The sequence below is a fragment of the Photorhabdus namnaonensis genome, from assembly GCF_001684335.1.
In the GTDB taxonomy this organism is placed as follows: Bacteria; Pseudomonadota; Gammaproteobacteria; order Enterobacterales; family Enterobacteriaceae; genus Photorhabdus; species Photorhabdus namnaonensis.
In genome coordinates this window covers 65,190-79,715 of sequence record NZ_LOIC01000032.1, presented here as the reverse complement: position 1 = coordinate 79,715, position 14,526 = coordinate 65,190, and the positions used below count along the sequence as shown (strand labels likewise).

Annotated in this window: 15 protein-coding genes and 2 pseudogenes; 6 read left to right on the top strand and 11 right to left on the bottom strand. The window is 37.3% G+C overall.

The window, feature by feature from the left end; genetic code table 11:
- Positions 1-84: 84 nt before the first annotated feature.
- The 4 genes and pseudogenes from Phpb_RS27365 to Phpb_RS06445 form a co-directional block, all read right to left on the bottom strand.
- A pseudogene (locus Phpb_RS27365) lies at positions 85-1,357 on the bottom strand (peptidase domain-containing ABC transporter); the annotation flags it as partial.
- 5 nt (positions 1,358-1,362) lie between these two features.
- Positions 1,363-2,637 (bottom strand): HlyD family secretion protein, encoded by a 1,275-nt coding sequence (locus Phpb_RS06455; protein WP_082302539.1) that lies wholly within the window; start codon positions 2,635-2,637, stop codon positions 1,363-1,365.
- The gene (locus Phpb_RS06450) at positions 2,627-3,793 is read right to left on the bottom strand and encodes a ribosomal protein uL16 3-hydroxylase (RefSeq protein ID WP_065389642.1); all 1,167 of its coding nucleotides are present in this window, start codon (positions 3,791-3,793) and stop codon (positions 2,627-2,629) included. The genes Phpb_RS06455 and Phpb_RS06450 overlap by 11 nt, the downstream gene beginning before the upstream one ends.
- A 159-nt stretch (positions 3,794-3,952) precedes the next feature.
- Complete coding sequence (locus Phpb_RS06445; protein ID WP_192880152.1) at positions 3,953-4,369, bottom strand: hypothetical protein; 417 nt, start codon at positions 4,367-4,369, stop codon at positions 3,953-3,955.
- Positions 4,370-6,031: 1,662 nt separating this feature from the next.
- On the opposite strand from Phpb_RS06445, the gene Phpb_RS06435 reads away from it, so the two are divergent.
- Together Phpb_RS06435 and hpt are read left to right on the top strand one after the other, a co-directional pair.
- On the top strand, positions 6,032-6,289 hold the full coding sequence (locus Phpb_RS06435) for a helix-turn-helix domain-containing protein (protein ID WP_065389640.1): 258 nt from the start codon (positions 6,032-6,034) through the stop codon (positions 6,287-6,289).
- Positions 6,290-6,658: 369 nt separating this feature from the next.
- Entirely contained in the window at positions 6,659-7,204 is a 546-nt protein-coding gene (gene hpt / locus Phpb_RS06430; protein WP_065389639.1) for a hypoxanthine phosphoribosyltransferase, read from the top strand.
- Between the two features lie 100 nt (positions 7,205-7,304).
- Here the strand turns inward: hpt and Phpb_RS06425 are convergent, their stop codons facing one another.
- The gene (locus Phpb_RS06425) at positions 7,305-7,583 is read right to left on the bottom strand and encodes a HigA family addiction module antitoxin (protein ID WP_011145233.1); all 279 of its coding nucleotides are present in this window, start codon (positions 7,581-7,583) and stop codon (positions 7,305-7,307) included.
- A gap of 10 nt (positions 7,584-7,593) precedes the next feature.
- Positions 7,594-7,874 (bottom strand): annotated as a pseudogene (locus Phpb_RS06420) (type II toxin-antitoxin system RelE/ParE family toxin).
- Positions 7,875-8,114: 240 nt separating this feature from the next.
- Here Phpb_RS06420 and Phpb_RS06415 point away from each other — a divergent pair.
- The gene (locus Phpb_RS06415; RefSeq protein ID WP_065389638.1) at positions 8,115-8,393 is read left to right on the top strand and encodes a type II toxin-antitoxin system TacA family antitoxin; all 279 of its coding nucleotides are present in this window, start codon (positions 8,115-8,117) and stop codon (positions 8,391-8,393) included.
- Positions 8,394-8,397: 4 nt separating this feature from the next.
- Positions 8,398-8,898, top strand: a complete 501-nt coding sequence (locus Phpb_RS06410) for a GNAT family N-acetyltransferase (RefSeq protein ID WP_065389637.1) — start codon at positions 8,398-8,400, stop codon at positions 8,896-8,898.
- A 229-nt stretch (positions 8,899-9,127) separates the two neighbouring features.
- On the opposite strand, the gene can is transcribed toward Phpb_RS06410, so the two are convergent.
- Positions 9,128-9,781 (bottom strand): carbonate dehydratase, encoded by a 654-nt coding sequence (gene can, locus Phpb_RS06405; protein ID WP_036808222.1) that lies wholly within the window; start codon positions 9,779-9,781, stop codon positions 9,128-9,130.
- Positions 9,782-9,968: 187 nt separating this feature from the next.
- Here can and Phpb_RS06400 point away from each other — a divergent pair, with 187 nt between their 5' ends.
- Positions 9,969-10,895 (top strand): ABC transporter ATP-binding protein, encoded by a 927-nt coding sequence (locus Phpb_RS06400; RefSeq protein WP_065389636.1) that lies wholly within the window; start codon positions 9,969-9,971, stop codon positions 10,893-10,895.
- The gene (locus Phpb_RS06395; protein WP_065389635.1) at positions 10,892-11,662 is read left to right on the top strand and encodes an ABC transporter permease; all 771 of its coding nucleotides are present in this window, start codon (positions 10,892-10,894) and stop codon (positions 11,660-11,662) included. The genes Phpb_RS06400 and Phpb_RS06395 overlap by 4 nt, the downstream gene beginning before the upstream one ends.
- A gap of 117 nt (positions 11,663-11,779) precedes the next feature.
- Here Phpb_RS06395 and panD read toward each other — a convergent pair whose 3' ends face one another.
- The 4 genes from panD to folK form a co-directional block, all read right to left on the bottom strand.
- Positions 11,780-12,160 (bottom strand): aspartate 1-decarboxylase, encoded by a 381-nt coding sequence (panD, locus tag Phpb_RS06390; protein WP_065389634.1) that lies wholly within the window; start codon positions 12,158-12,160, stop codon positions 11,780-11,782.
- A 79-nt stretch (positions 12,161-12,239) separates the two neighbouring features.
- Entirely contained in the window at positions 12,240-13,094 is an 855-nt protein-coding gene (panC, locus tag Phpb_RS06385; protein WP_065389633.1) for a pantoate--beta-alanine ligase, read from the bottom strand.
- Positions 13,095-13,147: 53 nt separating this feature from the next.
- Entirely contained in the window at positions 13,148-13,939 is a 792-nt protein-coding gene (panB, locus tag Phpb_RS06380; protein ID WP_065389632.1) for a 3-methyl-2-oxobutanoate hydroxymethyltransferase, read from the bottom strand.
- Between the two features lie 70 nt (positions 13,940-14,009).
- The gene (gene folK / locus Phpb_RS06375; protein ID WP_065389631.1) at positions 14,010-14,525 is read right to left on the bottom strand and encodes a 2-amino-4-hydroxy-6-hydroxymethyldihydropteridine diphosphokinase; all 516 of its coding nucleotides are present in this window, start codon (positions 14,523-14,525) and stop codon (positions 14,010-14,012) included.
- Position 14,526: the final 1 nt, after the last annotated feature.

Sequence of the window (14,526 nt, the reverse complement as noted above, 5' to 3'; positions counted from 1 at the left end):
AGGTTTGGGATTTTTGGCAATTGATCAGATCGCAAAAATCGGACTGAGTTCCCTTCCAGTGATCTATTATTTTGAAAATTTATTTATACCTACTGTAAATGTATTATCAAAGATAAAAGATGTACCTATATAAACTATTAGGATGTTTTGAATTCCAAATATAATTCTATTGGAAAAAGAAAATCCTAGCGATAGTCTTTGAGATTTAAGGGCAGAGTTTACAGTATTTATAGATAAAGTTAACCAAGAATTATATCGGTGATTCTCTTTGCAGAAAATCTTTATTGCTCTTATTCCTCTCATTGTTTCCATAAAATTGGAGCTCAGCTTAGCTGATTGTACGATATTTTCTTTAGTAGCTTCTTTTAAAGGGTAATACCATATTATCCTGATTATTATATATATGAAAATAGTGACAATTGATATTAACGTTAACTGAAAATTATACATTGTCATGATAATAATAGTTGTTGCAGAAACAAGACTGTTACATATGGAAATAAAAAAAGAAGAAGTTAACGTATTTTGTATGCTATCAATAGACGAGAATTTTGAAATTATATCACCTAAATGTCTTTTTTCAAAAAAAGAAACTGGCAAATTCATTAAATGAGTAAATACATTTGCCTTCCATTGTATATTCAAGTTTGTACTAATATATGTAGTCAATAGGCTTTGAATAATGTTTATTACTTGCTCGAAAACAAGTAATACTCCAAAACCTATTGATAGCAACAATATTAAATTCTTATCTTCAGAAACTATCCCATGATCAATTATTAATTGCATGTAAAATGGCCCGATTAGTGCAAAGAACTCTAATACAAAAGCTAGCAATAATATTTTTACTAGTGATCTTTTTATTCCTGATATGTTTTTAAAAAACTTAAAATGTCAACTTTTTCTTTATCAATTTTTTTTTTGAAATCGTTATTTGGCCAGAATTCAACAGCAATTCCAGTAAAACAATTAGAGAATTCATTATAACTCAAACGTCTAAATCCAATACTGGGATCCATTATTGTTATTTTATTTTTTGATATTTTTTTAAAACTACAAAATGATTAAGCTCCCAATGTAAAATACATGGCAGTTTTAATTGATTTATTTCATTGATGTCTAGTTTAACAGCTCTATAAGATAGTTTTAACTCTTTAGCGTAGTAAGCAATATCATTAAGATTTGTACCTGTAAGAGGAATACGGAATTTTTTTCTAAGCGAAGATAAATCAACTTGGTATCCATGATAAGAAGAAATAGATGCTAAACAAGCTAGGCCACATTCAGCTATTTCTGTTTGTAAAATAGATGGCAAATTATGAGAATGCCAAAATATGATTTTTTCTAATTTCATCATCTTATTCAAATGCTATTTTTATTAATAGTAATAAGTGGCTCGAATATCCACTCGTATAATTTTCTTTTTTCGTGTAAAATATCAGCATCCAGAGTCATTCCTATCTCTAATGCCTTTTTTATTTTATTTACTTCAATGTATTGTTTTTCAAGTTCTGCCTTTACTAAATAAATAGGTTCATTTGCTATGTCTAATGTATGGAATACGGTTCCTATGCTTTTAACCTCTTGAGCTGGTATTGCGGTTCTACTTATGGAAATAACTTTAGCCTTAAATATTCCGAATTTTTGATATGGATATGCTGAATATCTTATATTAACTATATCACCATTTTTAACAAACCCTATAGATTGGCTAGGAATATATAAATTAATAGAGAATTTTTTGGTATTGGGGACTATATTCAACAATAAAGTAGATTGTTCTACATGAGAACCTAAATCGAAATTATTAATATTTATAAATCCTGATGAACTAGCCACGATAACAGATTCCGTTTGGCTTTCAATATTTATAATTTCTTGATTAACTGACGCTAAAATTCTATCTATCTCTTGTTTTTCTATAAATTGTTTTAATGGAAGTTCTTCTAACTCGAATTTCTTTTCACTAATTGTTCTTTCTATGTCAATCAATTCTTTTTTTGTTAAACTTAAGTTTATTAATTGGTCTGATTCACTATTTTCTGCAATGGTTATGTGCTCTTTTGATATAAATCCTTTTCTTTCTAATATTTTGTATCTGTTGGTATTTTTTTTTAGTCTATCTAATTTATTCTGTTGTGATGTTAATTTATCCTTAATATTTTCTTTTTGTTTCATTAAGATTTCAACATGCTCATGTAGTGAATCTAGTTTACTTTTATGTATTTTATCTATTTTATCAATGGCTTGATCTAACGTTTTCTTCTTTAAGATGGCTTGCTCTTTTAATTTATCTTGCAGTATTCCTGTGTTTAAGTTTTGAGCTTTGTATATAACACCCAGAACCTCGCCTTTTTTTACAAATTGACCATCTTTAATCATAACCTTGTTAATGATCCCTGTCTCTCTTGAATAGACTTTTGTGATCCCATCTTCAGGGTAAACTTGTCCTTTTATGGTTGTTTTCCTAGAGTAATCAGTAAACATAATAAATATTATTATAAACAATACAAGAAGGCATGAAATATATGTTAAAACGGTAAAAATAAAGGGGCTGGTCAAAACTACTCGACCAGCCAAAGGTATTGCTTTATGCTTTAAAGCCTCCTTGCGAAAAAATTCACTTTTATAAATCATCTATAATTTCTAATATATCTTGGTAACCTAGTTTATAAATTAAATCTTCTATGTTTTTTTGTTTACTATGATCAAAAAAAGAAAGTAGATTCTCGAATGATATATATGGTATCTCACTAATTTTACTAAGAAGATGTATAGAGAATTGATCTAAATTTACTTTTGCTCCGTTGCAAATAATATATCCTTCATCTATGGATAGATTATTATTTGAATTTATTCTTAAGCGTGATGTCTTGGATATGGAATGATGTTTTTTTCCACAAAATAGTCTCAGATTTAATTTTGATGGACCCCTTTTTTCATCGCTGAAAGATTTTAAAAATTCATTATATGAATCTTCTGAAGTAATATTATCAATAACATATTTTGCTAAGATATCAATTTCATCTTTAGCTTGTTTCCATGATCTCGGAAGTGATTTCCTTCCAATGTCAATATCGGTTATTTTATATGATAACCAGTTTATGTACTCATGGGCATAAGGTGGAAAAATGCCAACAGATAAATGTATAGTCTCTTCACCAAGAGGTAATGGATTATGCCACCATCCTCTTGGTAGATAAAGAACATCTCCAGTTTCCAGCACAAAATCATCATATGGTTCAGAAGGGCATGGATACGTATTTTCCATATCTTTTGATTGATGTAAATATACAGGATCAGGAAAGCTTGGTTTGTAAATTATCCATCTTTTCTTTCCTGATAACTGAATTGCGAATATATCTCTGCTATCCCAATGAGGTTTAAAAGAACTTTTTTCTCCATATGATAAATATAGGCTTGAAAACGGATGACTATCTGTAAATGAAGAGCAAGCCTTAGCCAGTTGATCTATTTTTGTTTCATTAATTATACCATTTGCAACTAGTGTTGCACCTGAGTTTAGATAGTCATATAACTTAGAGTATATATATCTATACCGTCTAGTGCCTAAATCATTATAGGATTCAATATATTCTGTTTTATCAATAATACCATTGTACATTAATTTAATACCTTCAAATGAAGGCAGGTTGGAACGATTAAATATATTTTCTATTTCACTATGTTTTATAAAATCATCATCATATATTTGTTTAAAAACACACGGTTTCTTTTCGAAGAAATTTTCTAGGAAGTCTTTTTTATCAATGGGGAAATTAATTGGATTCATATTTAATGTTAATGATTGTTGATTTTGGCTCTATAAGTGAGTAATAAGTTATCTTATTAAGAGGTTATTAAAATAAAAGGTTTTTGTTTACGTAGCCTCTTTTTTTTGGTTGATGGGTGTATAATTACACCCATTTTTATCTAAAAATATCACGGTTTATTAGTGGCAATAGTTAGATCCACTTGAATTACAATAATTGGTCCCAGCACCATTGCTATTGCCTCCAGAATCAATTCTACCTCCTATCTCTCCTCCGATGTAGCGGCCAGCTGCAGCTCCTCCGGCAGCTCCAGCACCACCACCTGCAAATCGACCAACAACAACACCAATTACTGCACCAGCTGCAGTACCTGGGCCCGGTGCTATTACAGAGCCTATTGCTGCACCAGCTGCGGCTCCAGCATATCCTCCAGCTACACTACCAGCTACTCTTCCAGCAGCTCCCCCTGCGGCTGCTCCTGCTATTTCACCAGCGGTTTCTCCTGCTCCTGCACCTGCAACTAAATCAAACTCTTGAATGGTAAGCTCACGCATAATAAATTTACCTTCATTCAGGTTTACTAAAAATAATAACAATCAAATATATATAAGAACTCATGATTGTATTCAAAAATAATTTTAACGAAAAATCATAATGGATATGATTTAATATATACAAAAAAGGAATCGATACTAATATCAGTAAAATAGTTATAATAGATAGAGTAAATATCTTATAAAAAAAATTTGGTTTTTTATCATGTGAGTATTCTTTTTTGAACCCTTTTTTCAATAAAGAAAATTCATTGGATATTTTATTTGCAGTGCTGAACATGATAATCAATAAAATTATTGACATACTGTAATCTATATACTCAAGAATAGGAGTGTCTAATCTAAGTATAAATACCGAGACAATATAAACTATAAAAAAATTAAAAAATAAAGCCTCTTTTTTAAAGGTTTTTTTAGATAATTTTGATATTTCTTTGGCTCTGTACAATAAGGTGTTTTTATGGTTTTTTATTTTCATAAATTCTTATTTATTATTTTTATAGGGTTTTTGATTTATCTTGATTATATTTTTTTGTTTTTTTATGTCAATGTCTTTTTTTTAAATAAATAAAATAACCAAATGTGGTAATTATCCTAACATCTTGAAAATATAGGGGTGAATTAAATTTTAAACGAAAATATTAAACCTCTAATCTTTTCAAGAGAAACTATAATTAAAGTTATCATGATAATGCGCTAAATCTATTGGATGATATTAATAAAAACTTATTGATATATTTATTTAGTCATCACTTTCTCTTATTGTCAGTAAAAGCATTCGTTAGTCTATACCCTAAAGATTTCAAGATGCATCGCGACGGCAAGGGAGTGAATCCCCGGGAGCATAGATAACTATGTGATCGGGGTGAGCGAGTGCAGCCAACAAAGAGGCGACTTGAAAGATAACGGGTATAAATCTGTTTAATTACCATCACAGATGGCCATCAATGTTTCCGTAGGTCTGAGAGGAAGCGCTTAAACGACTAGAAAAACTTCTGTAGCCTGAAAGTGAAAGCAAGAATTGCGGTACATCTGCACACCTTTGGAAGCAGATATTGCTAGTATGAACAATCCTAGCTAGTTTGGTGATGACGGTCTTTTTAGCTAATAGAGTACCAACGGTACTTCGGCGCGTGAGGTTATGGTTTTCATTGCCTTTCGTAGCTGGATTTAAGGTGGGGAAGATCCACTTTACTTTTATCTGATTTCAAGTGGGCATGAAACATGCGCTCGCTTACTTTTCACATTAGCGTTAGGTGATAGCCTTCCGCACAATGGGATTGAGCTACGTCTCGATCTCATTTCACTTCAATGAGCAGGATTGCTTTTGCGCATCTCGCTCATGTCTAGCTATGTTTGCTTAAAATATTTAGCGGGCGGCTTCTCTACACCTAAATAATTAGCTCATTGCTACCGTTTGATCCTTAACGTTGCGGCGTTTTGCTGTGCTTGTTGGTATTTCAACGTTTGCACCACTTTTGCTGACTGTTTGCGGACTTGACGCCGCAGCAAAAGGGCAGTACGACGATTACAGGCTCATGCCTGCTTAACAGCGCAGTGAATCTGACACGGCATTTTATAGATTGAAAGAGCGTCAAAAGGAGAACATGACGATATTGAGGCTGGCTTTTTGCCAGTGGGGAGACCTATTCCTCGCAGATTGAGTATCCGTTCTATGTTATAGATGGTAAAAGAGGTTGATGAATGGTTAGAAATGACTGGCATCAAGCCGATATTATTGCTGCACTACGTAAGCGTGGTCCAACCTTAGCAGCGGTATCCCGTGAAGCGGGACTGAGTTCTTCCACATTAGCCAACACGCTGTCACGTCTTTGGCCTAAAGGCGAATGGATTATCGCTAATTATCTCAACATTCATCTATCTGAAATCTGGTCTAGTTGTTATTTTGATATGGACAGTAATCTTATTGAGAGCAAAGTTCGCGAGAAATCAGCAGAATAATTATTCTAATACCGTAAAATATCAGGGAAATAGTCACCTCACTTCATCTCATTACCTACTGTGTTGTTTGATTGGTGAGGTAGCATAATTGGTTATCTATCACCGTAATCTTTAATACCTTTCGACGAAATGTGTCGCAACTTCCTATCACGAGGCCAGAACGTTTAGTGTACTTATCTACTCACTGGCAACGAGTCATATATCCTTCTTTTACTGTAGGCGGTGAATTCTGATATGCTTTGCAAAATATTTTGTTCTCATGTTTTTGTGTGTGCGTCTTTGTGTGGTGAACGGTATATCAATCGGTGTATCACTTTTTGTAAAAAGACACATGATTTTATTTTAGTTATCGTTTAAAAATATATAGTTATGAGTAAACCAAAACATATTGTAGAAGTTATGATCTCCGAACAGGAGGTTAAACAACGTATTGCTAAACTGGGAAAACAGATTACTGAACACTATTGTGACAGTGGTAGTGGGCTGGTATTGGTCGGGTTGCTGAGAGGTTCATTTATTTTTATGGCTGATTTATGCCGTGAAATTCAGATCCCTCATCAAGTCGACTTTATGACGGCTTCCAGTTACGGTAGCGGTATGAATTCCACTCGTGATGTGAAAATCCTGAAAGATCTGGACGAGGATATTCGCGGTAAGCATGTGCTGATTGTGGAAGATATTATTGATTCAGGTAATACCCTGAATAAAGTGCGTGAAATTTTGGCGCTGCGTGAGCCAAAATCACTGGCAATCTGTACCTTGCTGGATAAACCTTCCCGCCGTGAAGTTGATGTTCCGGTGGAGTGGATTGGTTACTCAATTGAGGATAAATTTGTGGTGGGTTATGGTATTGATTATGCGCAACTTTACCGTCATCTGCCTTATATCGGCCATGTGGTTTTGCTAGAAGAGTAGTTTTCTCGTATTTGAAAACGGCAACTTTCGGGTTGCCGTTTTTATTTAGGCATGGTGTGTAGTGTTGTAGCTGGCTAAGTAAAGCCCTCTTATTACGCTATCAGGAGTGAGCCAGTATTGGTTTTATTTCTGGTCTTTTGTGCTGTGAGGCAATCCACAGTTCATATTGAGACTGCATTCCTGTCCACATTTCGGCACTAGTACCTAATGCGGCTTCCAGTCGCAGGGCCATATCAGCAGATATTCCTGCATTGCCGTTTAATATGCGAGATAGTGCAGCTCTGGTTATACCGAGAGCCTTTGCTGCCTCTGTGACAGATATGTCACCAAGATATTCACGCAAAACTATGCCTGGGTGTGCAGGTTTATGCATTTTCATTTCGTTGCCCTCAGTGATGATCTTGATAATTAACGAGAATTATATCTTCGCCCTCAAATCAAATGTTAAACGCCAATTATCGTTAACAGATATTGCCCAGTGACCGCTAAGATTTGCTCCTTTTAGTGGATGAAGTTTCCAGCTAGGGGCATTCATATCTTCTGGTTTTTTAGCCATATTCAATGCAGTTAGCTGGATTTGCAGCTTTAGGGCATGCTTAGGCTGAATGCCAGCGGTAGAACCAGTTTTGAAAAATTTTTCCAATCCTTTGTGTTTGAAGCTTTTAATCATACTAGTCTCGTATGCTGTATATGCACGCTATACGAAAGTCGTCATGGCATGTCAACAAATACATATAATTTCTGTAATATTTAAGTATTCAATGAATGATAACGGGTATATTACATTTGTATTAGCGAAAGCCGATGTAAGCCTCTATGCCTAATGGGAATTCTCCCCCCCTAGAATGTGATGACAATGGCGTTACATTTGTGTATTATTTAGACCACCTATAGCATAAGGGGATTTGAAATGAACGTAATAAGTGAGAATCGTAAAAATAAGACACTCAACTTGAGGATTAGGCAGGAGGATCGAGATTTAATAGATAGAGCGGCAAAAGTGAAGGGAAAAACCGTTACTGAATATGTCCTTGATACAATCAAACGTGATGCTGAAAATACTTTATTGGAATATTCCTTTATGGTTGTATCTCCAGAAATTTTTAATGTTTTTATTGCTAAACTTGATGCTCCGGCTGCTCCAAATGAGCGTCTTATCAAAACGGCAAATATGAAAAAACCGTGGTGATAAAATGATTAATGATCCAACTTTGTTAACAGATGAGCACAATTTAAATAGTTTTACTTCAGGAATTGACACCCTGGACAACTGGTTAACAGACAGAGCATTAAAAAATCAAAAAGAGAATGCTTCGCGAACCTATGTTGTAAGCCAAGACAGGGATGTTATTGCTTATTATTCGTTAGCTACCGGCTCAATCATGTCAGAAGAGGCGATAAGCAAATTTAAGCGTAATATGCCAAATCCCATTCCGGTGATTATTTTGGGCCGCTTAGCTGTTGATAAGCGTTATCAAGGAAGAGGATTTGGTCGCTATTTAGTCAGAGATGCTTCCGTACGTGTAGCTCAAGCGGCAGATTTGGTGGGTGTTAGAGGGTTGATTGTTCATGCTATCTCGGGGAATGCTAAGGCGTTTTATAAGTCTGTGGGTTTTAGTGATTCGCTTTTAAATCCAATGACGCTAATGATCACGCTAAAAGATTTAAAAACTGTTTTTAAAATAACAGATTAATACCATTTAGCAAAAATTGTTGTAAACTTTCCACTCTAGTTTAGATAATATCTCTGGAGAAAAATATTGTCATGAGTTTAAAGGGTGAAATATACTTTTTTAAGTGTGAGGAAAACATTTTAATATAATTTATAAACTGAAAATCTGTATAAATCTTCATTTAATTACGCTGTGGAAAGGATTAAATATAACCTTTTCTACAGCGTATTTTATCAGTAACTTAGAAAAATCACTTTTTATGCGTCAATTTGGAAACGGTCTGACGATAGGCCAATTCCAATTTTTCACGGCTGTCAGCCGTCACTTCAAGATCTTGCAATTGACCATTATGAATACCGTAAACCCAACCGTGGATCATCACTTTTTGGCCTCGTTTCCATGCTGATTGCATAATGGTTGAGTGACCGAGGTTGTATACTTGCTCAACAACGTTAATTTCGCACAGACGGTTCAGACGCTCATTGGGGGGTAATTCACCTAGCATAGAACTGTGTTTATACCAAAGATCACGGATATGTAGTAGCCAGTTGTTAATCAATCCCAGTTCGGTGCCATCAATTGCGGCTTCGATACCACCACAACCATAGTGTCCGCAGATAATGATATGTTCAACTTCCAGTACGTCTACCGCATATTGAATAACTGAAAGACAATTTAAGTCAGTATGAATAACCAGGTTTGCAACGTTCCTGTGAACAAATAAGTCACCGGGGGCGGCATCAATTAGTTTTTCTGCTGGCACTCGACTGTCTGAGCAGCCAATCCATAGGAATCGAGGTTTTTGTGCTTTTGCTAATTCTTTGAAAAAATTTGGGTTTTCTTCGTTAACCGATTCTGACCACTGCTTGTTATTGGCAAGCAGCTCTTCTATTTTTTTCATCATGATTCATAGCCTGGTAGTGTTTCTTTAAGATAGAATCATATACAACATCAATTAAAATTTTAATATTTTGTTGCTGTTTGTTTTTAATCTTTCTGCTGTTTTTGCAAAGCAAGTCAGGCAGAAAAGGAGCATTATGTTTCCACATTGCACGCAAAGGCGACCAGATAATAAAGGTGTTTTGTAATTTATGACTTATGCATTGGAGTTAACGCAGCTTACTAAGACTTACACTGATGGTGTTAAGGCGCTGCGTGGGATAGACCTGAATGTGGAAGTTGGAGACTTCTACGCATTATTGGGTCCGAATGGTGCAGGGAAGTCCACCACAATCGGCATTATTAGCTCTCTGGTAAACAAAAGCAGCGGTAAGGTTAAGGTATTTGGCTATGATATTGATACCGATATTGTGAATGCTAAACGCCAGTTAGGTCTTGTTCCGCAAGAATTTAACTTTAACCCGTTTGAGACGGTGTTGCAGATTGTTCTTAATCAGGCTGGTTACTATGGTGTACCGCGAAAAGTGGCGCAAGCCAGAGCGAAAACTTATCTATCGCAGTTAGATCTGTGGGAAAAACGTAATCAACGAGCGATTCGTCTGTCTGGTGGGATGAAACGACGTCTGATGATTGTACGTGCTTTGATGCATCAGCCTAAATTATTGATCCTTGATGAACCCACTGCCGGTGTTGATATTGAACTTCGTCGCTCTATGTGGAATTTTTTGCAACAACTGAATGCACAGGGAACGACAATTATTCTAACGACTCACTATTTAGAAGAAGCAGAAATGCTGTGCCGTAATATTGGTATTATTCAGCACGGTGAATTGGTAGAAAACACCAGTATGAAAAATTTACTCAGTCGGGTGGAGTCTGAAACATTCTTCTTCGATCTGGCGACGCAAAATCCAACTCTTGAACTGGCAGGATATGAGTATCGGTTGCTGGATGCCTCTACTTTGGAAGTGGATGTTCAACGTGGTCAGGGAATAAATAGTGTATTTACCCAATTAAGCGCTCAGGGTATTCATATTCTGAGTATGCGCAATAAAGCGAACCGTCTGGAAGAGTTATTTGTCAACTTGGTGAACAACAAGCAAGGAGATAGTAAATGATTCAGTTGTACTGGGTGGCGCTAAAAACTATCTGGATTAAAGAAATTACCCGTTTTGGTCGTATTTGGGTACAGACTTTATTACCGCCGGTTATTACCATGTCGCTCTATTTTATTATCTTCGGTAGCTTGATTGGTTCGCGTATTGGGGAAATGGGCGGTGTCGATTATATGCAGTTTATTGTCCCTGGTCTGATTATGATGGCGGTGATTACTAACTCCTATGCCAATGTTTCTTCCTCTTTCTTTGGCGCGAAATTCCAGCGCAGTATTGAGGAATTATTGGTAGCGCCGGTTCCGACACACGTCGTTATTGTGGGTTTTGTTGGTGGTGGTGTTGCCCGTGGTGTTTGCGTCGGTATTTTGGTGACATTGGTTTCTCTATTTTTTGTTCCGCTTCATATTCATGCGTGGTGGATGATTGCGATTACTCTGTTAATGACTTCTGTTCTGTTTTCACTAGGCGGTTTGCTGAATTCGATTTTTGCTAAAACGTTTGATGATATCAGTATTATTCCGACCTTCGTATTAACGCCGCTGACCTATCTTGGCGGGGTGTTCTATTCATTGACATTATTACCCCCATTTTGGCAAGCGGTTTCCAAGCTGAACCCGATCGTTTATATGATTAGTGGTTTTCGTTATGGTTTCCTGGGAATTACTGATGTTTCTTTGATAGTTACATTAAGTGTTTTGACTGCATTTATTATGGTTTTTTATCTTGCTGCTTGGTATTTAATTGAAACAGGGCGAGGATTAAGGACTTAATTGTAGATTTTTTTGTTATGTAAGTGGTGATGAATGGGTAGGGGAAATGCATTTGCAATGTCTTCACAACTGCAATGTCTTCACAACCTACCCATTATTGAGCGCTTAAATGAATATTTAAGCTACCTGAACTGGCACGGCTTTAGCTATACGGCTCATAATATTATCGCCGTCGAAGTAAGCGATATTAGGCTTGTGGTGACGGGCATCTTCGTTAGGGATTTGTACATATGAGCAAATAATCAGTCTGTCACCTACCGCCGCACGGCGTGCGGCCGCTCCATTAACTGAAATTATTCTAGAACCACGTTCAGCGGCGATAGCATAAGTGGAAAAACGCTCGCCGTTATCCACGTTATAGATATCAATAGCTTCATATTCCAGAATACCAGCGGCATCCATGAAATTCTGATCAATTGCACAAGAACCTTCATAATGTAAATCTGCCTGAGTGACTTTCACTCGGTGCAATTTGCCCTGTAGCATAGTGCGCAACATGGTTTCTCTCCTGATTCGATGACAACTTAGAATCTGTTATTTTATTTTCCTGCATCAATAATGCCTGATACAACGGCGATTATTGCATTAAGTCTATCTGTTGATTATCGATTAAACGGGTCTGCCCTAACCAGGCAGCCATCAGAATAACCGCTTTTTTGCTTTCGGTATTTAATGGCGCCAGCGTTTCGGCATCGCGGATAAACAACTCATCAGGTACAAAACCTGCTTCGCGTAGCTGTTCGGCAGCTTGGGTGAGCAATTGTTCTGTGTGACGTTCACCTTGTGCCATTTTTTCAGCGATAGATCGCATGATCTTGCTGAGTTCTGGGGCAATTCGATGTTCATCGGCTGTTAGATTGTTATTGCGTGAACTGAGTGCCAGGCCATTTTTATCGCGCACAGTAGGTACTGAGATCAGCGTAATATCATAAGCCAGGTCGTCAATCATTTTGCGAATAAGTTGTAATTGCTGAAAATCTTTCTCGCCAAAGTAAGTTAAATCGGGTTGCACCAGATTGAATAGTTTGCTCACCACCGTTGACACACCACGGAAATGACCGGGACGACTGGCCCCTTCCAACATGGTAGAAAGCTCAGGAACTTCAACATAAGTCTGATGTTCCATACCATTAGGGTATATTTCCTTATCGGCAGGAGCAAATACTAGATCGACACCGTGCTGATGAAGTTTTTCGCAATCTTCCTGTAAGGTGCGGGGGTATTTTGCCAGATCATCCTGACGATTAAACTGCATCGGATTGACGAAAATAGAGACGATCACAATATCTGCTTGCCCTTTGGCTGTATCGACTAACGTCATATGGCCATCGTGCAAGTTACCCATTGTTGGCACCAGTGCAATGCGTTTTCCTTCCTGACGCCAGCGGCGGATTTCACGGCGTAGAATCGGTACAGTTTCGACAATCAGCATTGCTTAATACTCCTTAGTATGTTTGCAGCCTTCGGGCTAACAAGGGTAATTTATTAATAAAATGAGTGTTCTTTACCTGGGTAGGCGCCGCTTTCTACTTGCTCTTTATATAGGCGGATGGCATCAGGTATATTTCCCGCTTCTTCAAGGAAGTTTTTCACAAACTTAGGCGGGCTTACTGTAATGCCTAGCACGTCATGCATCACTAAAACTTGCCCATCAGTCACATTACCGGCGCCAATACCAATTACTGGGATCTGTAATGCATCGGTGATACGTTTAGCCAAGTCAACGGGTACGCATTCCAGTACTAGCAGTTGTATGCCTGCCTTTTCTAAGGTAATCGCGTCTTTTATCAATTGATTCGCTGATTCTTCATCACGTCCCTGAACTCTATACCCGCCCAGAATATGGACTGACTGGGGAGTTAGCCCTAAATGAGCGCAAACGGGGACAGAACGCTCGGTAAGCATACTAATGGTATCGTATAACCAGCTACCGCCTTCAAGTTTCACCATGTTAGCGCCGGCACGCATAAGCTTGGCCGCGTTTTCACAACTCTGCTCTGGTGTGGCATAACTCATGAAAGGCATATCGGCAATAATAAAAGTATGAGGTGCTCCGGCACGGACGCAACGAGTGTGATAGACAGTATCTTCAACTGTCACTGGAATGGTGGTGTCAGCCCCTTGCACTGTCATACCCAGTGAGTCGCCCACCAGCATGACATCGATACCTTGCTCGGCGAACAAATGGGCAAAGCTGGCGTCATAAGCGGTAAGAGTCGCGAATTTACGTTTTTCTTTTTTGAGCTGATTCAGATCAGTCATGGTTATTGGTTTCATTATTTATCTTCCTTCTCCTGCAATTTTTCTTGTTATGTACAGAAATCGGCCACGGACTGAACTGAGATCCTTATATGTAGTGATTAGAATCAGAGGACTGCGGTTGCAGCCAGAGCGCCAGGCCGTTTTCTGGAATATGTTTTAGTCTTTCAGATAAAGCTTCCCCGTCAGGAAATATAAGATCGGGGGCAATTTCAGCTAACGGGTAGAGCATAAATTCGCGCTGTTTTAATCCGTAGTGAGGCACTGTCAAGCGTTCAGTATTAATCACCTGATCACCAAATAGCATGATATCCAGATCAAGTGTTCTTGGCCCCCAGCGTTCATCTTTTCTTACTCGCCCTTGAGCCAGTTCAATCGCCTGAGTGTGATTGAGTAATTCTTCTGGTGTTAGCGAAGTTTCCAGCGCGACTGCTACATTCAGAAAATCAGGTTGATTTTGCGGCCCCATCGGTTTAGTACGATACAGTGAGGAACAGGCAATAAATTCTGTTTCTGGTAAATCCCTTAATGCAGCAAGTGCATTTTTTACTTGCTGCATAGGTTCCGTCAGATTGCTACCAACAGCGATATAAACACGAGCCATA

What these genes read in the sequence shown, in the direction of transcription:
- Phpb_RS06415 (WP_065389638.1), top strand. Translation starts at nt 8,115, where the DNA reads ATGAACGTAATAAGTGAGAATCGTAAAAATAAGACACTCAACTTGAGG.
- Phpb_RS06400 (WP_065389636.1), top strand. Translation starts at nt 9,969, where the DNA reads ATGACTTATGCATTGGAGTTAACGCAGCTTACTAAGACTTACACTGAT.
- Phpb_RS06425 (WP_011145233.1), bottom strand. Translation starts at nt 7,583, where the DNA reads ATGAAAATGCATAAACCTGCACACCCAGGCATAGTTTTGCGTGAATAT.
- Phpb_RS06455 (WP_082302539.1), bottom strand. Translation starts at nt 2,637, where the DNA reads ATGATTTATAAAAGTGAATTTTTTCGCAAGGAGGCTTTAAAGCATAAA.
- Phpb_RS06435 (WP_065389640.1), top strand. Translation starts at nt 6,032, where the DNA reads ATGGTTAGAAATGACTGGCATCAAGCCGATATTATTGCTGCACTACGT.
- Phpb_RS06410 (WP_065389637.1), top strand. Translation starts at nt 8,398, where the DNA reads ATGATTAATGATCCAACTTTGTTAACAGATGAGCACAATTTAAATAGT.
- Phpb_RS06395 (WP_065389635.1), top strand. Translation starts at nt 10,892, where the DNA reads ATGATTCAGTTGTACTGGGTGGCGCTAAAAACTATCTGGATTAAAGAA.
- panB (WP_065389632.1), bottom strand. Translation starts at nt 13,939, where the DNA reads ATGAAACCAATAACCATGACTGATCTGAATCAGCTCAAAAAAGAAAAA.
- panD (WP_065389634.1), bottom strand. Translation starts at nt 12,160, where the DNA reads ATGTTGCGCACTATGCTACAGGGCAAATTGCACCGAGTGAAAGTCACT.
- Phpb_RS06450 (WP_065389642.1), bottom strand. Translation starts at nt 3,793, where the DNA reads ATGAATCCAATTAATTTCCCCATTGATAAAAAAGACTTCCTAGAAAAT.
- panC (WP_065389633.1), bottom strand. Translation starts at nt 13,094, where the DNA reads ATGCTGATTGTCGAAACTGTACCGATTCTACGCCGTGAAATCCGCCGC.
- can (WP_036808222.1), bottom strand. Translation starts at nt 9,781, where the DNA reads ATGATGAAAAAAATAGAAGAGCTGCTTGCCAATAACAAGCAGTGGTCA.
- folK (WP_065389631.1), bottom strand. Translation starts at nt 14,525, where the DNA reads ATGGCTCGTGTTTATATCGCTGTTGGTAGCAATCTGACGGAACCTATG.
- hpt (WP_065389639.1), top strand. Translation starts at nt 6,659, where the DNA reads ATGAGTAAACCAAAACATATTGTAGAAGTTATGATCTCCGAACAGGAG.